The sequence below is a fragment of the Maribellus sediminis genome (assembly GCF_011799805.1).
Lineage (GTDB): Bacteria > Bacteroidota > Bacteroidia > Bacteroidales > Prolixibacteraceae > Draconibacterium > Draconibacterium sediminis_A.
In genome coordinates this window covers 973811-999441 of record NZ_WXUB01000002.1, presented here as the reverse complement: position 1 = coordinate 999441, position 25631 = coordinate 973811, and the positions used below count along the sequence as shown (strand labels likewise).

General features: G+C 43.0%; 18 protein-coding genes. 8 read left to right on the top strand and 10 right to left on the bottom strand.

Translation table 11 applies throughout. The features are described 5' to 3' along the window. Positions 1 to 66: 66 nt before the first annotated feature. The 7 genes from HFD85_RS10385 to HFD85_RS10355 all read right to left on the bottom strand — a co-directional run bounded on the left by HFD85_RS10385 (position 67) and on the right by HFD85_RS10355 (position 11010). Positions 67 to 1686, bottom strand: coding sequence for a PKD domain-containing protein (locus HFD85_RS10385; RefSeq protein WP_167608709.1), 1620 nt, complete (start codon positions 1684 to 1686; stop codon positions 67 to 69). An 11-nt stretch (positions 1687 to 1697) separates the two neighbouring features. Further along, positions 1698 to 2540, bottom strand: coding sequence for a hypothetical protein (locus HFD85_RS10380; protein WP_167608705.1), 843 nt, complete (start codon positions 2538 to 2540; stop codon positions 1698 to 1700). A gap of 33 nt (positions 2541 to 2573) precedes the next feature. Further along, positions 2574 to 4157 (bottom strand): SusD/RagB family nutrient-binding outer membrane lipoprotein, encoded by a 1584-nt coding sequence (locus tag HFD85_RS10375; protein ID WP_167608702.1) that lies wholly within the window; start codon positions 4155 to 4157, stop codon positions 2574 to 2576. A gap of 12 nt (positions 4158 to 4169) precedes the next feature. After that, complete coding sequence (locus HFD85_RS10370; protein ID WP_167608699.1) at positions 4170 to 7334, bottom strand: SusC/RagA family TonB-linked outer membrane protein; 3165 nt, start codon at positions 7332 to 7334, stop codon at positions 4170 to 4172. Positions 7335 to 7724: 390 nt separating this feature from the next. Continuing rightward, complete coding sequence (locus HFD85_RS10365; RefSeq protein WP_167608696.1) at positions 7725 to 9143, bottom strand: T9SS type A sorting domain-containing protein; 1419 nt, start codon at positions 9141 to 9143, stop codon at positions 7725 to 7727. Between the two features lie 215 nt (positions 9144 to 9358). After that, on the bottom strand, positions 9359 to 10171 hold the full coding sequence (gene murQ, locus HFD85_RS10360) for an N-acetylmuramic acid 6-phosphate etherase (protein WP_240925034.1): 813 nt from the start codon (positions 10169 to 10171) through the stop codon (positions 9359 to 9361). Between the two features lie 5 nt (positions 10172 to 10176). Next, a complete protein-coding gene (locus HFD85_RS10355; RefSeq protein ID WP_167608693.1) occupies positions 10177 to 11010 on the bottom strand; it encodes a hypothetical protein in 834 nt (277 codons plus the stop codon). Positions 11011 to 11342: 332 nt separating this feature from the next. Between HFD85_RS10355 and HFD85_RS10350 the strand changes: the two genes are divergently transcribed. From HFD85_RS10350 to HFD85_RS10315, 8 genes are all read left to right on the top strand, one after another. Beyond that, entirely contained in the window at positions 11343 to 12896 is a 1554-nt protein-coding gene (locus HFD85_RS10350) for a glycosyltransferase family 2 protein (RefSeq protein ID WP_167608690.1), read from the top strand. 14 nt (positions 12897 to 12910) lie between these two features. After that, on the top strand, positions 12911 to 14089 hold the full coding sequence (locus HFD85_RS10345; protein WP_167608687.1) for an ROK family protein: 1179 nt from the start codon (positions 12911 to 12913) through the stop codon (positions 14087 to 14089). 148 nt (positions 14090 to 14237) lie between these two features. Beyond that, a complete protein-coding gene (locus HFD85_RS10340; protein ID WP_167608684.1) occupies positions 14238 to 15575 on the top strand; it encodes a SpoIID/LytB domain-containing protein in 1338 nt (445 codons plus the stop codon). A 70-nt stretch (positions 15576 to 15645) separates the two neighbouring features. Beyond that, on the top strand, positions 15646 to 17490 hold the full coding sequence (locus HFD85_RS10335; RefSeq protein ID WP_167608681.1) for an AmpG family muropeptide MFS transporter: 1845 nt from the start codon (positions 15646 to 15648) through the stop codon (positions 17488 to 17490). A gap of 397 nt (positions 17491 to 17887) precedes the next feature. Then, positions 17888 to 18421: a hypothetical protein gene (locus HFD85_RS10330; RefSeq protein WP_167608678.1), complete on the top strand. Its 534-nt coding sequence runs from the start codon at positions 17888 to 17890 to the stop codon at positions 18419 to 18421. Between the two features lie 113 nt (positions 18422 to 18534). After that, on the top strand, positions 18535 to 19437 hold the full coding sequence (locus HFD85_RS10325) for an alpha/beta hydrolase (protein ID WP_167608675.1): 903 nt from the start codon (positions 18535 to 18537) through the stop codon (positions 19435 to 19437). A gap of 85 nt (positions 19438 to 19522) precedes the next feature. Beyond that, positions 19523 to 20056: an NUDIX domain-containing protein gene (locus HFD85_RS10320; RefSeq protein ID WP_167608671.1), complete on the top strand. Its 534-nt coding sequence runs from the start codon at positions 19523 to 19525 to the stop codon at positions 20054 to 20056. 293 nt (positions 20057 to 20349) lie between these two features. Continuing rightward, positions 20350 to 22131, top strand: coding sequence for an aminopeptidase P family protein (locus HFD85_RS10315; RefSeq protein WP_167608668.1), 1782 nt, complete (start codon positions 20350 to 20352; stop codon positions 22129 to 22131). Here the strand turns inward: HFD85_RS10315 and HFD85_RS10310 are convergent. From HFD85_RS10310 to HFD85_RS10300, 3 genes are read right to left on the bottom strand one after another with little or no spacing between them, the layout of a single operon-like run. Then, positions 22128 to 23309, bottom strand: a complete 1182-nt coding sequence (locus HFD85_RS10310; protein ID WP_167608665.1) for a hybrid sensor histidine kinase/response regulator — start codon at positions 23307 to 23309, stop codon at positions 22128 to 22130. The genes HFD85_RS10315 and HFD85_RS10310 overlap by 4 nt on opposite strands. Before the next feature lie 6 nt (positions 23310 to 23315). Beyond that, positions 23316 to 23717, bottom strand: coding sequence for a response regulator (locus tag HFD85_RS10305; protein ID WP_206081938.1), 402 nt, complete (start codon positions 23715 to 23717; stop codon positions 23316 to 23318). A gap of 13 nt (positions 23718 to 23730) precedes the next feature. Next, positions 23731 to 25629, bottom strand: coding sequence for a PAS domain-containing sensor histidine kinase (locus HFD85_RS10300; RefSeq protein WP_167608662.1), 1899 nt, complete (start codon positions 25627 to 25629; stop codon positions 23731 to 23733). Positions 25630 to 25631 lie beyond the last annotated feature (2 nt).

The window sequence follows — 25631 nt, the reverse complement described above, 5'->3', positions numbered from 1 at the left end:
AAATTTTTAAAAATAGCATGTCGGGAGAGCAAAAGCGGGTGTGGTTTTGTTCCACACCCGCTTTTATTACTTGGCTACCTGATCGATGGCCAGACCGTAGGCTTCAACACCTTCGATGTAAAACTCGGGTACGGCTGTATCGTCATTTAGTTTATATCTTTTGATTCCGGATTTCAACTTCGGATCTTCTGAGCCTTCCGGGCCTCGGTAGGCGTAGTAGAGGTAACCGTCGCCGTTCTCGTCAACATCAATAGCCATGCCGCTAACAAAAATGTTTTCATTGCTTGTTGGTGGAGCGTCGTCGGCACCAAAAGCTTCAACAATTTTAACGAAGGTTCCATCCAAATTGAAACAGAAAATCACTTTATGGCTTTGTGATGCAACATACAGGCGCTGATTTACTTCATCAACCACCATGCCGCGGATCGTAAACGTTGTTAACAATGAACCTGCTGCCGGTTCCGGCTCTTCAGCTTCAACAGGTGCACCCTTAATATCGGCTTCGGTAAAACGGAAAATACCGGCACCGTTTGAGTTTTTACCCCACCACCAGGTGTCACCTCTTCTGAAGATCGGTCCGTTTACGTTACCCCAGTATATTCCTTTGCCGTAATAGCCCAGCCAGCTGTTTTGTACGAAGTAGTTGTATTCATCAAGAGAGAATTTGGCATTTCGGGTATTCATTGAAGTACGGAAAATTCCTTCGCGGCGGTCGGTCCAATATAAGGTGTTGGCGGCTTCATCAACAAAACCGTAATAAAAATCGTAGTAGGTATCGCCACCAAAATTTTCGATCACCGATTCTCTTTTCGAACCGTCGGTAGCAACGGCAAAAATTTCACCATCACCTAGGCCTGCAGGATCCGCTACATAGCTAATTCTTGTACCGGCATCAAAAACATATACCCAGTCGCCGGCAACCTGCAGTGTCATCGGGTGTTTTCCTGAACGATAACCCAAATCGAAAGGCTGGTTAATTTCCGGATCGATAGCATCGTTGATGATTTTGCGCGACATTAAATTGCCATTTTTTACGGCGTAGAACAAGGTTTTAACCGGCTTGTCGTAATTAACCTTCACATTCACGCTGATGGGGGCAAGGTCCTTGTCGCCCAGCTTGATGGTGAGGTTTACGATCTGGCTACCAATTGAACCAAAAACAACCGTAGGTGAAGCCAGTTCCGACTTTCCGTTCTCATCGATTCCTTCGCCGCTCGAACCTTTTGGGAAAGCCCACGTATAGGTCACAGGCAGGCCTTCAGGATTCAGCAATTGTACATCGAAAGTAACTTCCGACTGCTTAAAAACAATCGTTGGGTCTTCGGTACTGTAACTTACAATTGGAATGATATCGCTAACCATGATGTTTTTCTCTACCGAGTATGTTCCGCCGTCAACCACCAATTTTACTTTGTAGGTTCCCGGTTCGTCGTATTTGTGAACCGGATCGCGATCGGTGGACGTAGTTCCATCGCCAAAATTCCATTCCCATGAGCTCCCAACTTTCGATTCGTTAATAAAGCTGATCTCTTCACCGATAACATAATGAATTGATGTTGCTTTGTAGCTGAAATTCACCATGTCCGATTCAAATTCTTCAACGAGCAGTTCCTGCTCGCAGGCCGTGAATGCCAGCATCGACACAGCTATCAGAATAAATGATATGATTCTATTTGTCTTCTTCATGATGTTACGTTTTAATTAACGGTGATTGTTTTTACTTCAGAGAAGTTCTCGATACCGGTACCGTTCACTATCCTGAACCGTGTATTTAATTCGTAGGACTTTGTATAGGCAATTTCATAAATGAATTTATTGGCATTGTATACAATATCGCTTAAAGGAATTTGTTTGGTATACGATTTTAGTGTCGGAACAGATTCCTCTTTCATCGTTTTTACCTCGATTGGATCGCCACCGGCCGGATCTTCAATGGTTTCGGTATTCCAATGCGATTCGAAAGTTTCTTCGTCTACAATGGCATGCGTGGTAACCACCAGGTTTTTCATTAAATCGTAATCGAGTGTTTCAAAGAATCCATCGTAAAATGCAGCAATGGCACTTTCCGGGAATACAGAATTGATGAGTTCCTCATTATAGGTGTCGCTGTTACCAATGCCCGAGGTGGCCAGTGTGTAACTTACCGGAAAATCGTCGTTGATAACATAAGCTCTGGCTTCTGCATCGTAGTTATCCGAAGAATGCTCAAACGATTTTATAGGCTGGTACTCGCGTGCAACTTCTGAAGAGTCCATCGTATACGTATAGTTAGTTGCCACTGCAGTAATGCTGTAGCTCATTTTAGCCTGAATGGCATAACCGATAGACAGCGATTCAAACTGATCGTCAACCGACCAGTATTCGGCATGAAAATCGACAGGATTACCGGCATCGACGATCGACGATGGGATGACCATGTATATGTTGGCGGCAATATCTCCGGTTCGGGCAATGTCGCCTATCGGATCGTTGATTTCGCATGAAACCAGTGTTGTGGCTCCCAGAATCAACGCCAAAATGTATTTTGTGATTTGTTTCATTTTCATTTGATTTTAATCATTCAATCAATTTATCTAGTTCTGAGGAGCCCAGATCATTGGTTTTTTCAGCCATTCCGGGTTACGGAACGCATCCAGGCGGATCAACTCTTCGCGGTTGTATTTCTCTTCTGTCTCAGGATCGTAGTTAATACGTTGAATCCATTCGTTTTCGTTACTCCAGTAGGCTTCGTATAAATTGTACGGCCGACGTAAACCGGGGTAAATTACCGTGTTGTCGTAAAGCACACCGTTTTGGTTGTTGCTGTAACCGTAACGGCGCAGGTCGGTCCACTGTTCAGGTTGCAAATACAATGCTTTGTATTTTTCAAGCATGATGTGGCTCAAACTAATATTTGCAGTTCCGGGAACCAGTTCTGAATTAGAAATATAAGCTTCAATTTCGTTGGCAGGAACACCCAAACGGCTCATGTGGTATCGGATTCCTGATACCAGGTTGTTAACTGCTTTCGATTTATCGCCGGCCCAGTAAGCTGCTTCGGCAACAATAAAGTACAGTTCGCCTTTGGTAAACAATGTAATGGTTGATGTATCAGTAGTTAGCGGAGACTCATACATGTCAGGATACCATTCGATTTTATGAGTAGCCGGCATTCCGATGTTGTTTTCAAGGTAGCGGTAGGTTGTATCTATTCCGCTGGCCGCATCACCACGAGCTTTCATAATTTGGGGCAGACGTGGATCGGTGAATTCGCCGGTATTCGGATTATAGCCAAACAGGTTTTCCATCAGGAATTTTGAAGGAATGGCGCCGCTTAAATCGTTGGTACGACTTTGCCATCCACCTACCGGACGGTTAGTGCGGCCCCACATACAGTTTTTCTCAACGCTCGATCCGCCATCGAATTTGTAACGCGGATCAGCCCAGCCATTTAATGCGGTTTCGGCTGCAGCAATAATCTGGTTGCAGGTAGCAGCGTCGGTATTTAAGTTTGGCAGCTGACGCAACAAAATTCTCGATTTTATTGCATAAAGTACCTTTTGCCATTTGTCAACATCCCCTGCAAATACGCGGTCAACATCGCCGTCCATTATCCGGTTGGTTGCCTGGCGCACTTCAGCGCTGTTAAACATCGTCTCCAGTTCGGCTACTTCGTTTTTCATCCATTCGTAAATACTTTCCTGTGTGTCGTATTTTGGCGATGACGACTGGTAAGCTTCCGACAATGGCATGTCGCCAAAGGCATCGGTAGTTAGCTGTACCGAAATCAGGTTTAACAACCTTGTAATAGCTTCATAGTTTGCCGAGTTTTCTTCTTTTGCAAACTGAATAAGGTCTTTTGCATTTGAACCTACATCGAAAAAGTGACGACGCCACTGCGGGTGACGGTTCATTCCAAGGAATTCCCAACCACTTCGGTAAGCATGAGCACTGGTTTGGCTTTTACTTGCAGTAGTCAGACATTGGCTGAGATAAGTGCCGTATTCACTATGGTCGTAATTCTGTAACGACGAATAAAACAACACAACGGGAAATATCTGATCCGGCGGAACCGCATCAACCGAATCCGGGTCGCGGTTTTCACCCAAATAATCTTCGCACCCGGTTATGGTGCCCAGAATGATCAGCAACAGAAATATATATTTAAATCTTTTCATAATTGTTTCAGTTTAAAATTTTGCACTGATGTTAAACGCAATCGATCGGGTATTCGGAACGGGGATATAATCAATTCCGTAAGTTCCGGTACCGCCTGACGAACCGGTGTAGTTCACCGAGGGATCAGAGCCGCTGTAATTGGTAAGCAGCAGTAAATTTCTTCCTGTTACTGAGAACACGAGATCTTTGATATTCGAGTTTTTCAGCAAACCGGCAAAGTCGTACGATAAGGTAACGTTCGACAGACGCACAAAAGAACCGTCTTCAATAAAGTTCGATCCAACAGGTGCGAAATAGTTGGTGTAAAACTGATGATCGAAAATAACCGGTGTGGTGTTTTCAGTATAAGTTCCGTCAGCCTGTTCCACAACACCATCTATAAGAATTTGTCGGTTACGGTAATCTTCAAGTTTGGCCGATTGACCGTTACTCATCAGGTATTTGTAAGTTCCGTTAACAACATCGCCGCCATAACGGAAGTTGATAAGCGCCGACAACGAAATGTTTTTGTAGCTCCAGTTGTTTTGCCAGCCCATTGTAAATTTTGGTTCGCGGTTACCGATCAGCAGGGAACTGCTGGCATTGATTTTCGGATAACCGTTCTCGTCAACAATGATCTTTCCGTCATCGTTACGCAGGTAGTCTTTTCCCGAAAGGGCTAGAGTTGATCCGTGCAGGTAAGCCGTTGGGCGAATGTCGCCAACCTGACCGGCATAATGATATACTTCCACCAGGTCGTCGGGCAGGTCTTCAACCGTACCTTTGTTTTTGCCAAAGTTGGTGGTCATATTCCATCGGAAAGATCCGTTATTAATGACTTCCTGTCCCCAGGTTATTTCAATACCCCGGTTTTTGATGTTTCCTTCGTTTCTGGTCTGTAAAATATTTCCCGATGCCGGTGAAACACGTACGTCAACAATCTGGTCTTCCACCAATGTTGAATAATAGGCTACATCCAAATGAGTTTTATCGTTGAATAAACGCATGTCGAGGCCGACTTCCCATGAGGTTGTAAACTCAGGTTTCAGATTCGGATTACTGCTTCGAGCAGGGTTAATCCCGTATCCGCCATCGGGGAACGGCATAGCCAGGTACCAGTTGTTCAAACGGTAAAGTGGCGCATCTTTACCCACTTTAGCCCAGTTGCCTCTGATCTTTCCAAAACTAATTAATTGATTTTTTATTTCGAAGAGTTCGGTAACGATTAAACCACCACTAACCGACGGGTAAAAGTAGGAGTTGTTCTCTTTAGGCAGGGTAGAAGAGTGGTCGTTTCTGCCGGTAACTCCCAGGTGCGCAATACCCCGGTAATCGAATTTTACTTCGCCGTAGTAACCGTATACGTTTTTCTCGGTGCGGTACATCGAGCGGTAATTAACATCCGGCTCAATAACCGCCGTGTTGTTTAAACTTTCAAACTCAGGTACAATATATTGTTGTCCTAATAGACTTGTCGATCTTCCTTTCGAGGTTTTTAGATCGGCACCTCCAAGAAAATTCAGCGACATATCCTCATTGATGTCCCAGGAATAAGTAGCCAGAATTGCTGCGTTTACCACCGAACTTTTACCATCGTAATAACTAAACGATCCAAACGAAGGAAGATCAGAAGCAATAATCTCTTCGCCTTCCTGCAATTTATAACGTGCCGTAACACTACTCTGGCTTTCTGAGTTTGTAAGATCGTACCCAAGTCTGCCGGTAAGATTCAGGTTTTTAACCGGATTCCAGTTCACCGTTCCCTGTACTAGCGTTCGGTACGATTCACTAACACCGGAATCTTCATATCGGCTCCAATACGGGTTGGTTGAATTGTGGATGCGGTTATACTTGTTATTTCCAAGATCATCGATTCTGAACCAAAGGTAACGCATGCTTCCGTCAGGATTTTTGTAATCTGCCATATTATCGTCGATTGGCCAGGAATACACGGTGCCCATTGAGCCCGGACCGCGTGATTCACGTTTTGTAAGATCGGCCATAAAGCCAAATTTCAGCTTGTCGCTAACGTTATAATCCGATTTAAATAAAACGCCCGTTCTTTTGAGGTAATCGTTTGGAACAATTCCTTTATGATCGGTATAACTTGCTGAAGCGTATGAAGTGAATTTATCTGTTCCTCCCGAAACGGAGAGGTCATATTTTTGGTAAACTCCTGTTTTCAGGTAGTTTCCAACATTATCGTAGGTTTGAACATTGGCCGGTTTAAGCGGTCCCCAACCAAGGAAAGTTTCTTCGCGGTAAACTCCGTCGCTTCCGCGGAGGTACATATCCTGGATTTCAGGAATGCGGTAGGCTTCGTCGATTTGGAAAGTACTGCTGGCCTGAACGATCACTTCGCCGGCTTTACCCGACTTGGTGGTGATCATGATGGCGCCGTTGGCTGCTTCCTGTCCGTAAAGTGCTGCTGCAGCTGCTCCTTTCAGAACAGTTACATTCTCAATGTCGTTCGGATTGATTTCGGCAGCCTTTGAAGCTCCTCCCGATACATGCATTCCGTTCAGGATGAAAATCGGTTCGTTGTTTTGTGCCGGGTTAATGGAGGCGATACCTCGAATAAGTATTTGTGAACTTGCGGTTGGTGAGCCACCTGTTCCCGAAATATCCACACCCGCAATTCGGCCTTGCAGTGCATCAACAAAACTCGCTTGTTTGTCGCGGGTAATTTCATCGGAATTAATGGCCTGTACTGCGAAATTCAGTTCTTTCTTTTCAGAAACAACACCCATGGCGGTCACCACAACCTCGTCCAATCCATGTGTTTGTTCCTGCATTACAATATCAATAGTGGTTCTTCCATTCACATTGATTTCCTGTGTGCTGAATCCGATAAACGAGAAAATGAGTGTCGTATTCTCAGGTACCTCGATTTCGTAGTCTCCATCAACTGAAGTTACAACGCCTTTCATCGTTCCTTTTTCAACAATGTTTACACCCGGAAGTCCCAGTCCCTGTCCGTCGGTAACCTTTCCGGTAACCTTAATGGTGTTTTGCTGTGCCGATGAAGTTGATAAGGCTTTTTCTTCCCTGAATTGGTTTGGTCCGTCTGCCTGTTCGTTTGAAGCAGAACTTAGATTTCCAACCAACATAAAGGTAGCCAACAACAAACTTCCAAATCCCGCTCGGGGAAATCCGGCTTGTTTGAATCTGAACCTTGTTTTTAGTTTTTCTTTCATCTGTAGAAAATTGATTTGGTTATTCAATGCTTTATAGCTGTTTGTTGAGTATGAACCAAGCTAAATATGATCGCTTGATTTTAGCTCAACGCATGTATTAAAACCCGGAAGTTTTAATTTGAGACTTATTTAAATTATTTGTTGTATGATACATATTTAAGATGCACGTACATTGCTGTACAATTTTATCATTTTTAGGTCAGAAAAGCAAGTTTTCTGTAAATATGTAATACATCATTCAAGTAATTTTTTTAAACATGAATTAACAACACATAAATCTTCCCGTTTTTGTATGCGAAAAGTTATATGCATGTATTCATTACGGCAATGGAAGATACAAAAAAAGGCCGCTCAAAACGAGCGACCTTTTTCTAAATTTAACTATTATACCTATTGAACAATGAGTTTCTTAATTGTTCTGTTGCCTTGACTGTCAGTCGCGTTAACGATGTACATGCCTTTCAGTTCGCTTACACTCATTCTTGAAACGTTGGTAGCTTCTTTTGCTACACGGCCGCTGATATCGAATATTTGAACGGTGCTCATTTCTTTACTGAAGTTAATAACCGAAGTAGCCGGGTTAGGATAGATATTAACCTGGTCGGCTGTAAAATCATCCTGGATGCCGGTAGCTACCATTGATAGAGCATATTTTGCAATACCCATGTTGGCTGACATTACATAGATAAATGCTGTATCCTGTTGTACATCAACAGAGGCAGGATAAGCAAATGAAGTATTTTTGGTTGCAGTAGTAGCGCTCAATCCGTCTGCAGGAACAAATCCCAAAGATACAGCCTGAGCCCAATCTCCATTGATCAATTCGAATACTTCAAATGAGTTTGGTGGAGCAGCATAAGCCGTTGTCCAATAGGCAGTAACTGCAACAATGAACTGTCTTCCTTTGAATTCGAAATAATCACAGCCGTTCAGGTTCGGCGTTTGCGGATATACGATCGTATCGAAAGTGGCTACCATTTCAACAGCCATTGGATCTGAACTTGCCAGGTCGTAAACGGCTGGGTAAAGGTTGTTTCCGTCAACAATCAACAGGTTTTCGCTTACAGGTGTAACCTGTGGTGCAGTTGCAAAATTAACTGCAGAACCTTCAGCCGGAGCAGGATTAGATGTAGCTACGCGGAACATTTGTGGAGTTTGGTCCATCACTCCGTTAGTGGCATTCCATCTTAAAATGTAATCGGTTCCTGCTGCTGCAACTGCCAGGTAACCAGTTGTTCCATCTGTCATGTCGCCGTAGAAAGTCATTCCATCACCAATTCTGAAAGACGGAGTCAGCGTGTCGCCTACATTGTTCCAGTCAATGATAGTTTCAATGCTGGCAATGCTGTCATCGGTTTCAGTAAGTGTAACGTGATAGGCTTTAAATGAACTGCTGGGAAGCGGTGCTCCTGTGCTGTCGGCAGCTTGTGTATTTGTTGTCAAGCTGGCTACAATCAAGTCGCCCGATTCAGTAGCTGCAACACAGTTCATAGGGAATAATCCACCCTTAACAATAGTGTCAGTAAGAGACATTGCTTTCATGAATTCACCGGTAGCAGGATCGATTATAACGATTTCCATGCCATTTTTTCTGGAGGCAACATACATTTTTCCGTTGGCTGTAACCATACTTCTTTCTGTGGTTGCTCCCATCCATTCAGGTGCTGTTCCTTCAAGGAAAGTTCCTCCTCCAAGATCAGTAGCAGTGCTACGGGTTGAATGATGCCAGATTTCGGTTAGTTTGACATCCTGTGCCGATGTCGTAATGACCAGTGCGGCTAAAAATAAGAAGGTAAAGATTTTTTTCATAAGGTGACATTTAAAGTTATTAATTAATTAAAATATGATGTATTACAAATTGCCTAAGGCAATATTAGAAGAAATGTACTACAAAAGCAAATTTTTTAACCAATTCTTGTGTGAACAAAGTGTTAAAGATGAATGTATTTTTTTGTGTTGTAATTGCATTGAAAATACTGTCTTTTATAATTTGTAAGAACGTTGTTTTGCTACGGTTTTATCGATTAAGAAGCGTTCGATTTTAAGTTGTCGAGTACAGCCCTAACTGAACCATGAAGCAGTAGCAGGCGTTTGGCTTCTTCGTACTCCAGGCCTGTTTCATCCATTATCATTTTCGATCCGCGTTCTACCAGTTTTTTATTGGTAAGCTGCATGTCAACCATCTTGTTTCCTTTTATTCGGCCTAATTTGATCATCAAAGCAGTGGTGATCATATTCAGTACCATTTTTTGGGCAGTTCCTGCTTTCATGCGTGTGCTGCCGGTTACAAATTCGGGACCGACGATTGCTTCAATTGCAATGTCTGCTTCTTTTGCAATATCAGTGTCCGGATTGCAGGTGATGCAGGCGGTAAGCAAGCCATTGGCATTGGCGTCTTTGAGTGCTCCGATTACATAGGGAGTTCCACCTGATGCTGCTATTCCAACAATGGTATCTTTCTGATTCACGTTGAATTTTTTTAGGTCGTTCCATCCGCCATGGATGTTGTCTTCGGCTGCTTCAACTGCTTTTCTGATGGCTTTGTCACCGCCGGCTATCAAGCCAACAACCACGCCATGGGGCATACCGTAGGTTGGAGGTATTTCTGAAGCATCGAGAATTCCCAGTCTTCCACTGGTTCCGGCTCCCAGGTAAAACAGCCGTCCACCGCGTTTAATCCGGTCAACAAGCATGGTAACCAGTTGCTCAATCTTTGGAATTTGTGACTTTACGGCAACATGGATTTTTGCGTCCTCATTATTAATGTTGGTAAGAATTTCGTTTACCGACATTTGATCCAGGTTATCGTATAGAGAGGTTGATTCAGTAATCTTCATTTTTCTTATTTTGTATGAAATAGTTCTAAACCGTCCATTGGCTTTTCAATTATTTTACCCAATGGAATTCCTTTCTCGATAGCAACTTCTTCCAGTAATTCAGAGTAATGATACGCAACTGAACCTACAAAGTTTACCTTGTGTTGTTGCAATCCATTATACTGTTTAATATTACTTACAAAGAAATCCGAGAAGTTTCTTTTTATTAAATTTCTGACATAGCAATGGTTTCGGTGTTTCTCGAGAAACTCCGATAAGCCGGAGAGGTAGTGAAGCGGGTATTCACCTTTAAAAACCAATCTAAATACCTCATTCATATCGATATTTAGTTCGTGTTCAAAAAGTACTTTGATGTCTCCGGGTACTTCGTAATCGCAATAGTCTTTCAGGAAAAGCATACCCAGGTGCGATCTGCTCCCGCCTTCGCCGAGCAAAAATCCCAGGGCAGGTATCTTTTTTGCAATTGTCTGTCCGTCATAATACCCTGAATCCGCAGCTGTATCCAGGATGCAGGCTATGCCTTTTTCGTGCCCCAATAAAGACCTGGCAGCCCCTAAAATTTCGTTTTCAATATGAATTTCAGCGCGATTGAACAGATTACCAAGTATGTGGTGAACTGCTTCATTTATAGTGGATTGTTCGAAGTTTGATCCGTAAAAGAAAACCTCAAAAACACTATTGAAATCCTGTTTCAAAAAACAATCGGTAAGTATTTTACTTGCCTTTTCTGAGTTTTGCAGAAACAATTCTATTCCCGGAGTTTCAATACAAATCCGTTGGTGTTTGTTTATAAACAACCAATCGGTTTTTGTAGATCCACTATCAGCAATAACAATCATACTTTTTTAAATATTTGGTCTAATTTTGTTTCAGACATGAACTGCTCTACAAATATATAATTTTTTGGTATTTTGTAATATGTACTACAAATATTCATCTATATTTGTTTCTAAGTTTTTTGGGATATTGATTTCGTAAGAACCAATTGTGAACGATGAAGTGAGGGCGCAGGTTTTTGTTGAAAGTGTTTCTTTCACTAGGATTACGGAAGGAAATGAAGGTCAGAAAATATACGAAGTTGATGCCTGGAAAAAGTTAAGAAGTAGTTGATAAAAAATTCTTTGGTCAAATTTTTTAATTGAAATAATAGAATTATAAAATAATCGAGTTAATGAAAACAAACATTGTATTACATCATTCGAAATCAGCAGGATACAGTCAGGAAGACTGGGTAAAAACGCTGCAATCTGTTTTTGTACAAACCGGTAAGGATTTTGAAATTACAATTCTTCACGATTCAGATTCGGATATTTCAGCCGAAATAGAAGCCTTAAACACCAGCGCAGTTGCCATAACTGTTCTTAAACTTCAGGATGAACCGCAATCGGTGCAGCTGCAAAAAGCTTTTGAGAACAGCAACGCTGATGGACATCTATACATCGATAACAGAACACAGCAAGTGGTGCTGAAGAAAAGTGCACTCGAACTTTTGGGCCTGACCGTGAAAAACAACAATAATGTTGGAATGATTTACGGTGATTACGAAATGCTGGAAAATAACGAGGTTAAAGAAATCCGTTTATTGAAACACCATATCGGACGCGTTCGAGATAACCAGGATTACGGGAAAGTATTCTTTTTTACTGCTGAGGCTTTAAAAAACAGCGAGCCTGTTTCAGCCGATGTACAGTTTAATGCCATCTACGATCTACGGTTAAAAATTTCAGAGAAATTCAAACTGCTGCACATTGCCAACCGTTATGCGGGTTCGTTGTACCAAGTTGTTGCGCAGTCGAAAGCGCACAATGTTTTCGATTACCTGCTGGCCAGCAAAGACAGTCAGCTTGAAGCCGAAAATATTTTAAGCGGACATTTAAAACGCATCGGTGCTTATCTCGAGGCCGGAGCACATTATACCGAGCGGCCAAAAGCCGGTTCAGAAGCAACTTTAAAAGCTTCGGTGATCATTCCTGTAAATAATCGCCCGGAGTTTATTTGCGACGCGATTGAAAGCGTGCAGGCGCAAACAGTGAAGGAAGTTGAAGTGATTGTTGTGGTAAACGGAGGTGAAAATGACCCTACCGTAGAATCGGTAAAGGCCTACCAACCGGGTGGCGAAAAATACGATGCTGCAAAACCTGAAGTTCGCTTGCTGATACACGATATGAACAATCTGGGTCTGTGTTTTAATTCAGGTGCCAGAATCGCCCGCGGAGAATATTATGTGCAGCTTGATTCAGACGATCGATTGACGCCGGATGCTGTTGAGAAAGTTTTGGCAGTGTACAACAGCGATCCCAAAATAGGGATGGTAATTGGTTCGTACGAAGTGTGGGAAAAAGATGCCAGCGGTGCCATCACGCGAATGGAGCAGATCCCGGTGGTAACTCACGACGAGTGGACCGAAGAAAATGGCCGGAACAACCTCTTGCGTATCAACGGAGCAGGAGCACCGCGTTCAATCCCGATTGAACTGATCAAAGAAATTGGTTTTAGCATGAACGAAGAACCGTTTGCCAGAAATTATGGCGAAGACTACCAGATGGTGATGAAAATTAGTGAACGTCACCGCATTGGCCGTGTTTGGGATCCAATTTACAAAGTGATCCGTCATGCAGGTGGAACCGACCACAGCATCGATCAGAATACCATCGATCGCAACGACGAAGCCAAAGATTTTATGCGAAAGGAAAGTATTCAGCGACGTATTAAACTCAACAAATAGAAGTTTTCGTAAGTATGGAAAATCAAGCTTTGTTGATTGGAATTGACGGTGGTGCCACAAAAGTCAGTGCCTGGGAGATCGTTTACGACAAACAGCAATCGACTTTTGTTTTAGGTGCTGCGAATGCCGTGAAATCATATCGCGAAATAGAAGGTTTTATACCCGATTTCAAACCGGTGGAATTAACGGTTCAGCTCAACGAGCGAACTGCAGAAATTCATCCTACAAGCGAGGAAAAGCAGCAGGCCGCCGTATACGTGGAGGCTTGTGCTCAGGCAATTCATGCACTTGCTCAGCAGACAGGAAAAGCCGAAGTTTTGATTGGAATAGGAATGCCGGGATTAAAAACCGATAGCAAACGAGGGATTGCCGTGGTGGCAAATGGTCCGCGCATGGTGGATTATGCCGACCGGCTTGAACAGCGTCTACTGGAGTTGGGAATTCAACTGGCAGCACCAATCGCACATTTGGGCAGCGATGCCGATTATTGCGGAATTGGTGAGAATTATGCTCAGGAAGGTTTGTTTCGGTCGGTTTCAAACGCTTACTACCTTGGTGGAGGAACCGGTGTTGCCGATGCCATGAAACTGGATGGTAAGCTGGTGACTTTCGACAATGCCAAAGAATGGATGGCCAAAACCTGGGAAATGAAAAGTGCCGAAGGAATTTCGCTGGAGCTGGTAACGTCGGTGAGCGGAATTCAGCGTACTTATGCCGGATTTGCCGGAAAAACTCTGGAAGAACTGAATGAGGCAGAAATTTATCCGCTGCAGATTTCGGGACTGGCAAAAAGCGGGGAAGAGGCTGCCATCCGGACTTTTGAGGTGGTGAACCAAAACCTGGCCCGTTTACTTTACGAACGCATAGTAACGTTAAACCAGGGATGGAAAGACCTGTTCGGGTTTGTGAATCCAAATCGTCCGGCACTGAATCCCGAACATCCAAACGAAGGAAAAGTGTTCGAGGTGTTGATTATTGGTCAGCGACTTGGCGACCTGTTTGATGATGAAAACGGAAAAGAAATCGTACGAAAACCTGTTTTGGCACAGTTACACGAACTGATTCAGAATTCAGAGTTTCTGCCTGCTGAAATAAAAAAACATTATAAAGATATTGATGCTGTTGTACAGGTGTCAAAACTTAGGGAGGCTCCGGCATTAGGTGCTGGTGTTGATGCCTTTTTAGCCAGATAAATATGAACTACGCAAAATATTGCAAAGCATTTAATCCGCAATCTCCCTCAATCCCTCTCTATTCATAGAGAGGGACGATTGTGTAGAAGGCACAATCAGGGTGATTGATTAAAATGTTAATTTGCCTTGACTAACATTTTTGTACAGAATGGAAAAAAAACATCCTGAAATAGCAGTAGGAATCATGAGTGAAACGACCATTGAATTCAGTTTCAGTGGTCGTTTCAAAGTGCCTCACATCGATTGGTTTTTCGAGGGCGATCTGTCTGCCTCGCCTGACGGAGAAATGGTTCGTCTGGCCAATTCTTCAATCGCTGAAAAGGAGTTATTGTTTATTCCGGAGAAGTATTCCGATGCTGCTTTCGAACTGAAAAACGTCACCATCGGAGTAAACTTTCACTGGGAGCAACAGGAAAATCAGCAATTCAAAGGAGCGTTGAAACTGATCGTTGAAAACGGAAAATTAACTGCGATTAATGTTTTGCCGATCGAAGATTACCTGATCAGTGTGATTTCGTCGGAAATGAGCGCCAACAGTTCGCTGGAGCTCTTAAAAGCGCACGCCATTATTTCGCGAAGCTGGCTGATTGCACAAATCGACAAACAGGAAAAGATCACAACGGAAACTTCAGCCTACGAAAGTTCTTTTGTTTCTGATGATGAATACATAAAATGGTACGACCGCGAGGACCATCTGAATTTCCATGTTTGTGCCGACGATCATTGCCAGCGCTACCAGGGAATTACACGGGCTCATAATCCGAATGTGGTGAAAGCTGTAAATGAAACTTCGGGGGTTATTCTAAGTTACAAAGGAAATGTTTGCGATGCCCGTTTTTCGAAATGTTGTGGCGGGGTGGCTGAGTTGTTCGAAAATTGCTGGGAGCCGGTCAATCATCCTTATTTAACGGCAGTGGTTGATAATCCTGAATTTCCGAAAGGTTTTGAAGCCGACCTCACTGTGGAGCAAAACGCGGCGGCCTGGTTAATCGCGAGTCCTGACGCATTTTGTAACACCCATGACGAGGTGGTACTTAAGCAGGTGTTGAACGACTACGACTGGACAGCCAAAGATTTTTACCGCTGGAAAGTGGTATATACCAATCAGGAATTATCAGATCTGATCTTGCGTCGTTCGGGCCACGATTTTGGAACGATCCTCGACCTCATTCCAATTGAAAGGGGTACATCGGCACGTTTGATCCGGCTAAAAATCAGAGGTTCGAAAAAAACACTGACTGTTGGAAAGGAACTGGAAATACGCCGCTGGTTAAGTGAATCTCACCTTTACAGTTCGGCTTTTACTATTGAAAAACAGGACGAGCAGGATGGAGTTCCGGGTAAATTTGTTTTGCACGGTGCCGGTTGGGGCCATGGCGTTGGGCTGTGCCAGATCGGTGCTGCGGTAATGGGCCACAAAGGATATAAATACGACGAGATTCTGCATCATTATTTTAAAAATATAACTTTGGAAAGCAGGTATTAATCATTCGCAAAGTTCACTTTGCACGTCATGCTGATCAAAGTTGAAGCATGCCTTATATTTGAAATTAACTATGTCAACTAAATCTAAACAACGATCGCCCTGGTTCTGGGTTCCCTCACTTTATTTTGCACAAGGTATTCCTTACGTAATTGTTATGACACTTTCCGTGATCATGTACAAACGACTGGGAATATCGAACACCGACATTGCACTTTATACCAGTTGGCTGTACCTGCCTTGGGTAATCAAGCCCTTGTGGAGCCCGATCGTTGATATTCTGAAAACGAAACGTTTCTGGATCATCATCATGCAGCTGGTGATCGGAGTAGGTTTGGCAGGCGTAGCTTTTACCATTCCTGTTGACCGTTTTTTTCAAATTACACTGGCTTTTTTCTGGTTAATTGCCTTTAGTTCGGCTACACACGATATTGCCGCCGACGGCTATTACATGCTCGAACTTTCGAGTGGCGACCAGGCATTCTTTGTCGGAATCAGAAGCACGTTTTACCGTTTTGCGATGCTTACCGGTCAGGGTCTGCTTGTTATTTTGGCCGGAAGTATCGAAACTTTTACAGGTTTGCAACCGCTTGAAGTTAATGTGTCGGCTCAGCAAAGTGCGGCAAAAGAGATAGCCTTTAATCCCGAAGATTTCCAAATAACAAAAGAACAGGGCGAAACCCGTTTTGTAGCTCCCGAAGAATTAAATGTTTCGATTGCTAAAGTGAAGGCAGCAACTGCCGATTCCATTGTTCAATTGGTAAACCAGTGGAACATTGATCATTCCTTTTATACGGCGGAAGAAACGCTCGCAAAAACCGAACGTGTTTCTGCCTGGAAAAAGCATGTTTCCATGCCCATGGAGAATTTGCTGAAACGTGTTTTCAACAGGCAAACACCACAATTAGGTGCCGAGGTAGGTAACATTGCCATCATTCCGATTCAGCTGGCAAATGTGCCGGAAGCAGACGAAACGCTGGTGCTGAATTTTGGCTTCGATAAAGGAGACAAAAGCATAAAACTGACACGTGAATACCGTTTTGAGTTTAGCCCCAAGAACTGGGACAAACCTGCATTTGCAGTGGTTCAGCTCGATTCGAAACTAAACAAACCGACGCAGGCATCATTTATTGGTCGTTCGGGAAATATCACTTTTGCGTGGTCGATGGTGTTTGTGGTGATTGCCGGTTTATTCGCCTTATTCTTCCTGTACCACCGCTTTATTTTGCCCCGTCCGGAATCGGATGTGGCTAACAAGGAACAGGGCAGTGGTGTGTTAAAGGAATTTCTGCAGACTTTTGCCAGCTTTTTTCAGAAGAAACAAATTGGCGTGGCCATACTTTTTATGCTGTTATACCGCCTCGCTGAATCGCAATTGGTAAAACTGGCATCGCCGTTTTTGCTCGATGCCCGCGAAATTGGCGGACTGGGACTCACTACCGGCGACCTTGGCCTGGTTTACGGAACGGCCGGAATGATTGCGCTTACAGTTGGCGGAATTCTTGGCGGTGTTGTTGCATCGCGAAATGGCCTGAAATACTGGATCTGGTGGATGGCTGTTGCAATTAACCTGCCCAACTTATCGTACCTTTTTCTTTCGCTGTTTACGCCTGAATCGTTGTGGTATGTGGCTGCCGCGGTGGTGGTCGAGCAGTTTGGCTATGGCTTTGGTTTTACGGCTTACATGCTTTACATGATCTACATTTCGCAGGGAAAATACAAAACAGCGCACTACGCCTTAACCACCGGTTTTATGGCGCTCGGAATGATGATTCCGGGAATGGTCAGCGGTTGGTTGCAGGAGATCATTGGTTACCAGAATTTCTTTATCTGGGTGATGATCTGTACCATTCCGATATTCTTGGTGATCCCGTTCCTGAAAATCGATCCGGAATTTGGAATTCGTAAAAAGGAATAGTAAAGGAGTTAACCACATTGGTTTTGTTTGCTAATGACCAACTCCGTCCTTCAGGGCGGAGTTGATGACATGAGATGGTGCAGGACTTTAGTCCGAATTTGTTTTTTAAGGACTAAAGTCCACAGGGTTTTGGTTTGTTCTAATCCCCCGGCATAAATACCGGAGTTAGTCATTTGCAACAGTTTTAATGCAAACTTTAATTTATCACCCCAAAAGCCTGCTTCAATAATTTGGGAAATAGATTTTCATTCGTTTAAATTGTTTATTTTCAAGACAACTCATGTAACTCGCATAATCATTTGCCATAGTATCAGTAAGCTCTTTTATTATGCTCGTTTCATCAGGTATTTTTTCCTAAAATATTCTACTTTTAAGGTTTTCAAAAAAATCGATAAAAATGGAAGACTTAACAGTAGGAACACGTGTGGAACATCCACGTTATGGCGAAGGAATAATCAGCAAAGATAACCTGACTGCCTATGAGATATTTTTTGAACGCGGTGGTAAAATCGAAATCACAAAACGAAATACCGACCTGAAAGTGTTACAGGCCAACGAGGCAGCTCCAAAGTCAACACTTTCCATTAAGGAGATTGAGAAAGTGATGAGTTATGTGCTCGATAAATACGGCGCGCTGAACGAAGTGGTACCACTTGGTGAAAAATGGCAGGGAGGTATGATGAAATTGCAACCCGCCAATCCCGAACTTCAGGCCAAGGAAATTCCGATTGAAACGTTTTTTCATAAAATTGTAATGCTACGCGACCGCTTACGCGTACTCGAGCAAAACATTAACAGCAGCAAGTCGCTGACTGACGAGGAAAAGGTAGATATTCAGCAGTACATCACGCGTGCCTATGGTTCGTTAACTACATTCAATGTCCTATTTGCTGAAAAGGAACATTATTTTGTGGGAGCCAAAACGAAATAAATGAATATTGATTGAAGATTAACGAATTAAGATTTGGAAGGATGTTTTCTGGATGAAAATCTGAATTCAGCATTCGTTAATCGATATTCTAAAATCTATAAAAACAACTAGCAATGAAACTAATCTTACCGGTTCTATTATTTTTTATGACAGTGACAAGTGTGATTGCACAAGACCTAACATTAAAAGTTTGGCCCAACGGCGCACCCAACGACAACGGGATGACGGATCCCGAAGAAAAATACGACGGGGTCAGGGTACGCAATGTTTCGGAGGCTGAAATGTATGTGTACCTGCCTGAAAAGGAAAAGAATACCGGTGCAGCGGTGGTTATTTGTCCCGGAGGAGGTTATTGGATTGAAGCCATGGATCACGAGGGATTTGATATTGCAAAGTTTTTACAGGAAAAAGGTGTTGCAGGAATCGTGCTGAAATATCGTTTGCCTTACGGTAATGATGAAGTCCCATCGAGCGATGCCCGACGTGCTGTTCGTACAGTTCGGGCCAATGCAGCGGAGTGGGGGATCGATCCTGAAAAAATCGGAATAGCCGGATCATCAGCCGGAGGCCACCTGGCATCAACTGCCGGTACCGTTTTCGATGCCGGAAATCCGGAAAGTGACGATCCTGTTGAACAGGTGAGTTGCCGCCCCGATTTTATGTTGCTGCTTTACCCGGTGATCACCATGAACGAAGAATTCACGCACATGGGATCGCGCGTTAACCTGATCGGTGAAGGCCACAACATGAAACTGGTAAAAAAATATTCAAACGAATTGAATGTAAACAGTGAAACACCGCCAACCTTCCTGATTCTGGCAGACGACGACGGAGCAGTTCCTCCGCGAAATTCCATCGAATTTTATTCGGCACTGAAACGTTACAAGGTACCGGCCGAAATGCATATTTTCCAGAAAGGCGGTCACGGTTTTGGAATACGCCAGGAAGGAATACCTGCCAACAACTGGCCGAATCTGTTTACCGACTGGCTGAAGGCAATAGAAATTATTGAATGATGAATGTAGAATAGTGATTAACGATTTTAGAAGGAATAAATCTGCAATCTCAGATCGTTAATCGACATTCTTAAATCAAATATAAATGGATACCCATCCGCTGAAAGTCTTAAAATATTGTCCGAAGTGCGGTTCTGAGAAGTTCAAACCTTCTGGCGAGCGCTCACTGAAATGCGGCGCTTGTGGTTTCCATTTCTTCATCAATGCATCGGCCGCAGTGGCCGCTTTAGTTGCCGATGATACAGGAAAGCTGATGTTGGTAACACGCGGTGTGGAACCCGATTATGGGAAACTGGATCTGCCCGGTGGCTTTGTCGACCCGATGGAAACGGTTGAAGATGCTGTTAGACGCGAATTACACGAAGAACTCGGATTAAAAGTGACACAGCTCGAGTACCTGTTTTCGCTACCTAACGAGTATGAGTTTTCCGGGTACAAGGTTTTCACGCTCGATTTCGCGTTTAAAGTTCAGGTGGAGTCGATTGAGAACCTGAAAGCCATGGACGACATTCTGGCTTACCGCTTTTATTCCGAAGACGAACTGGATTACAACGATATTCCCGCACCCTCGATAAATAGCTTTGTTAGGCGCTATTTTGAAAGGCTGAAGAAGGATTGATGTTAAATTGTAAAATTGCTAATTGTATATTCGAATTGCAAAAAGGAATATGACTCCAGAGGAGTCGAAAATGAATAGCCCCGGGTTTTAACCCGGGGTATAAGTGGATAAGTGAGCCAGGTGCAATCCGGTAATTCATTTGAAAAGCCGGCAAACCATGCACCGCAAAGCAGAACAAACATTGAAAAACTAAAAACATGAAATGAGCATGAGAAATGATTCACACCAATCGTCGATGATTACGTTCATGCGAATTCCATGTAATACCGCTGAAAACAGACAATTTTAATCCTATGAAAAATACGATTCAAAACCGAGTAGCCGCTCTCCGTAACGAAATCAATAAAACAGGTGTTGATGCCTGGTACATTTCAGGCACCGATCCGCATTCGAGTGAATACCTGCCCAAACGCTGGGAAACACGCGAGTTTATTGCCGGGTTTACCGGTTCGTACGGAATGGTGGCCGTCACTGCTGAAAAAGCAGCGTTATGGACTGACACCCGTTATTTTCTGCAGGCAACAGAAGAGTTGGAAGGTACCGGAATCGATATGATGAAACTGCGTGTAACCGATGCCATTGCGCCTGAAAAGTGGCTGGGGATGAATTTGCCCGCCGGTAGCAAAGTTGGGCTCGATGCGCAAACCGTTAGCATTAACGATTTCAGAAATCTTCAGAAAGGATTGCTGAAACAGGATATTGAACTGATTGAAACACCCGATCTGCTGGAAGCTGTTTGGGCAGATCGTCCGGAAATTCCGAATGACAAAGCCTTTGAGCTGGAATTGCAGTATTCCGGAGTCAGCCGGGTTGAAAAGCAGCAAAAAATAGCCGCCGAACTGGCAACGCGAAAAGCGGATTTGCACGTAGTTTCCATGCTCGACGAACTGGCTTGGCTTTACAACCTGCGAGGCTCTGATATTCCCTACAATCCGGTTTTCACAGCTTTTGCCGTGGTTGGCAAAAACGTTTATGTACTTTTTGTCGATCCTGTTAAAATAGATGAGGAACTGAAAGCAAAACTCGAAGCCGATGGCGTTCAGTTAATGCATTACAACGAGTTTTACGATTACCTGGCAGGAATAACCGGGAAAACCGTTTTTGTTGATCCGTCGACTTTGAATTATGCGGCGTACAGTGCATTGGAGGCCAATAACGAAATAGTGGAAGGAACTTCGATTGTAGCCATTTTAAAAGCGCTTAAAAATGAAACAGAACTTGCAGGTTTCCGAAGTGCTATGAAAAAGGACGGAGTGGCTTTGGTGGAGTTTTTATACTGGTTAAAGGAAACCATTGGTACGCATCCGCTGACGGATTATGAATTGGGGGTAAAACTGGCTGAATTTCGCTCGAAGCAGGACGGTTTTAAAGGTGAGAGTTTTCCTCCGATCGTGGGTTACAAAAGCCGCGGTGCCCTGGTTCACCTGCATATTGGCCCCGATGATGGCAAACCACTGGAAGCTGATGGAGTTGTTTTGTTTGACTCAGGAGGCCAGTATCTCGATGGAACTACCGATGTTACAAGAACAGTTGCTTTGGGCGCCGTTTCCGATCAGTTTAAAACTGATTTTACTTTGACCTTGAAAGGAATGATCGCTTTGACTCAGGCCAAATTTCCGTACGGCGTAAAAGGTTGTCACCTCGATATTCTGGCGCGCCAGGCACTTTGGGAGCACGGAATGAATTATGGTCATGGTACCGGTCACGGAGTAGGGCATTTTCTGAATGTACACGAAGGACCGATGGCCATCCGACTGGAATACAACGAAAACCTGATGCTCCCGGGACAGGTGCTTTCCAATGAACCTGCTTTTTACCGCGAAGGTGAATACGGACTTCGCACCGAGAACATGATGGTTTGCGTAGAGCGTGAAACGACTGAATTTGGGCGATTCCTTGGTTTTGATACGCTTACTCTTTGTCCGATTGATACATCGCTGATCAGAGTGGAATTATTGAGCGAAAAAGAAAAAGCATGGCTGAACGATTATCACCAATGGGTGAATGAGGAATTGAAACCGTTACTGGATGAAAAGTATCATGCTTTTCTGGATGAATTAACAAAACCCGTTTAAGCTTTAACCGGAAGAGTAAAAAAGAATTTGCTGCCAACATCTCTTGAACTTTCAACACGAATGGAGCCGCCGTTTTTCTCTACAAATTCTTTGCAGAGAATCAACCCGAGCCCGGTTCCTTCTTCGTTTGCAGTACCCGATCGTTTTACTTTTTCAGTAATCAGAAAGAGTTTATTCAAGGTGTCCTCATCCATTCCAATTCCATTGTCACTGACGCAGAACTCATGATATCCGTTTTGGGAGTTGACGCTAATTTCTATTTCTCCACCAATATTGGTAAACTTTACGGAATTTGAAATCAGGTTTCTGAAAACAGTGGAAATCATATTCTTGTCGCCAAAAAACAAAGTGCCATCCGGAACATTGTTTGCAACGGTAATTTGTTTATGGTCGGCTTGTTTCCGAAGAACGGCTATATTTTCATTTATAATTTGGCCGGCATCCGATTCAACCGCCTCAACAATAATTTTACCCGTTTGTGATCGCGACCATTCCAGTAAATTCTGAAGTAGATTAAAGGTAACCTTGGACGAGTTTTGAAGGTCTGTAATTAGCTCAAGTTTTGTTTCTTCGTCAATCTCTTCCCAACTCCCAATCAGAAAGTCAGTTAGGCCGAACAGCGCATTAAAAGGACTTCTAAGGTCGTGAGCAATAATGGAGAAAAATTTGTCTTTCGAAGCATTGGCAACACTCAGTTCTTTTGTACGTTCCTTTACTTTTTCCTCGAGTGAAGCATTCAGTTTGATCAGTTCTTTGTTTTGTTTTCTGATTTTCGCTTCCTGTAAAAAACTTTTTATAGCTTCCTTAACGGTCAGTACAAGGTCATCCTTATCCCAGGGTTTGGCGATATACCGGTACAACTGCGCATTATTTATGGCATTGCTGATACCATCAAAGTCGGCATGTCCGGTTAGCAATATTTTCAGTGATCCCGGCGACAGTTGGTGTATTTCCTTCAGTACTTCGTCACCTTTTTTCCCGGGCATGATGTAGTCGGAAATTACGACCGGTACGTGAATGCCTTCTTCAGTTAGTTCCCTGAAGAATTCGATGGCATCATCTCCGCTGTCCGAGGTTTCAATTTCGTATTCTTTTCCGAATATATTTTTCAGTTGCTCTTCCAACGCCTGTAAAATGATCTCCTCATCATCGATACATAAAATAACCCTTTTTTTCATCCCCAACTACTTTTTATTAATGTTCGATATTCCTTCTTTGATTACACTTTCCAATTGTTCGGCAGTCCAGGGTTTGTGGATACAGGCAAATAAATTGGCATTTTCCTGTGCATTCTTAACAGCCCCGTTGTCGGCTTGTCCGGTTAGCATTACCTTAACAATATTTGGGAATTTTTTATGAACTTCTATTAAAAATTCATCTCCTTTTTTTCCGGGCATCAGCCAGTCTGAAACGATAACCAGAACACTTATCCCTTCCTCCGAAAGCTCTTCAAGAATCTCCATTCCCTCTTCTGCATTTTCGGCGAATTCATACAAAAAGTCATCACCAAATAAGTTGGCTATCTGTTCACCCAGGCTATCCAGGATTATGCTTTCATCGTCGACACATACAATTGCATTCTTCATAATAGTTCAAGTTTTAGTTAACCGGAAGTGTGATATGGAAGCTGGTACCAACACCAATTTCACTCTCAAGCTCCATAGTTGCATTATGCTTATCCAAAATTCTTTTCACAATATCCAATCCTATTCCGGTTCCTTCACCGGATTTTTTGGTTGTAAAAAAGGGTTCAAATATGCGTTGTTTTATTTCATCCGGGATTCCATGTCCGATATCGCTGATACTGACCTTTACCTTTTTCCCTAAGTTTCTTACAGTGATAGTGAGATCTCCGTGGTAGTCCATGGCATGTATGGAGTTGGAGATCAAATTGGTCCAAACCTGCATCAATTCGTCGGGATAACAATTGATCAGCGGTACTTCTTCATAATCCTTTATAACTTCAATACCTTGCTTCAGTTGGTTATGGTGCAAGATCAGAACAGTTTCAATATTTTCAATCAGATTGGCCTGTTCTTTTTTCTCAGTAATATCCTTGTGTGCGAATTTCTTGAGGGCAAAAACCAGTTTCGATGCTTTATCAACGGCAAGTTTAATGTTTTCCGCATTTTTGCGAACCGAATAAATATTGCGGATCGATTGGAGAATGAACACGGGATCGTTCACGTTAAGCATCCTGATCACTTCATCGGTATCGTCGTAGAGGTTAAGGTAGAGGATAAGTTCACAAATTACGGGCACTTCCTTAAATCCTGCTAAATCAAATTTCCTTTGTATTTCTTTTTTGTATTGCCTTTTTTCCTTTGAGTTTAATGCAGGTTTACTTTTTTCCATCAGATTCATGATCCGCAGAAAAATCATCAGTTCCTTTTTGGTAAGGCTTGTAAACAACTTATACAGGTTTTGCATGGATGCGTCGAGTGAAGCCGAGATATTACTCACCGAAGCATTGACAGCACCAATTGGCGTGTTTATTTCGTGTGCGATGCCTGCAATAAGGTCACCCAGCGCCCTCATTTTTTCAGAGTGAACCAGTTGAGACTGTGTTTCCTGAAGGTTTTTGAGTGTGTTGTTGAGTTCTTCTGTTTGGAACGTAAGCTTCGAATTTAACTCCTGCAATTCCAGTTCTTTCTTTCTAACCTGGGTAATATCAACCTGTATTCCCAGAATGCCTGTATGCAATTCATCCAGTTTGAATGGTTTTATTCGCGTATTCACAATTAAACCATCTTCCTTGTCGAAGCTTCCTTCTTCATACGAATGAATTGTCCCGCTTTTTATAATTTCTTGCTCGCGCTTATATTTTTGCTCAGCCAAATGATCCGGGTACAAATCAAAATCTGATTTTCCTATTAATTCCTCCGGCTTCATTCCGTAGTTGGCTGCTACAGGCGTGTTGGCAATTATGAATTTGCCGTTTTCATCCTTTAAAAATATCTTTTCAGGGATTTCGTTAATGATATTCAGCAGTAAATTGGAACGGTCTTCAAGTTCCTGCTTTAACTTATCGATGTTTTTGTTGCTTTCAGACAGCTGATTGAGATGATTTCGAAGTTCTTCTTCTTTTCTTTTTAGCTCTTCATTTTGCTGCCGTATAATCCGCTCATGATTTTTTCTGTCCGTAATGTCGTGTGCAACACCTTCAACAGAAATTACTTTGCCATGGTTGTCGAATATTGGTGATTCGGTTATTTCAATGATTTTTATTTTACCGGATTTTGTATAAAGTTCCAATTCAAAAGTTTTTTGTTGTTCTCCGGTCGCACTCTTTTGTAGTAATTCCAATACTTCTTTATTGGCTTCACAATCGGTTAAATACTTCACTATGCCTTTTCTGGCCTCTTCTACCGAATATCCTAAAATTTTTTCTACTGACGGGCTTATGTACAAATATTTACCCTTCAGATTGTGCGAGTAAAAAAAATAATCGTTTTCGAGGCTTTCAATCAGTCCTTTGTAATTTGTGTAATCGTTCATTA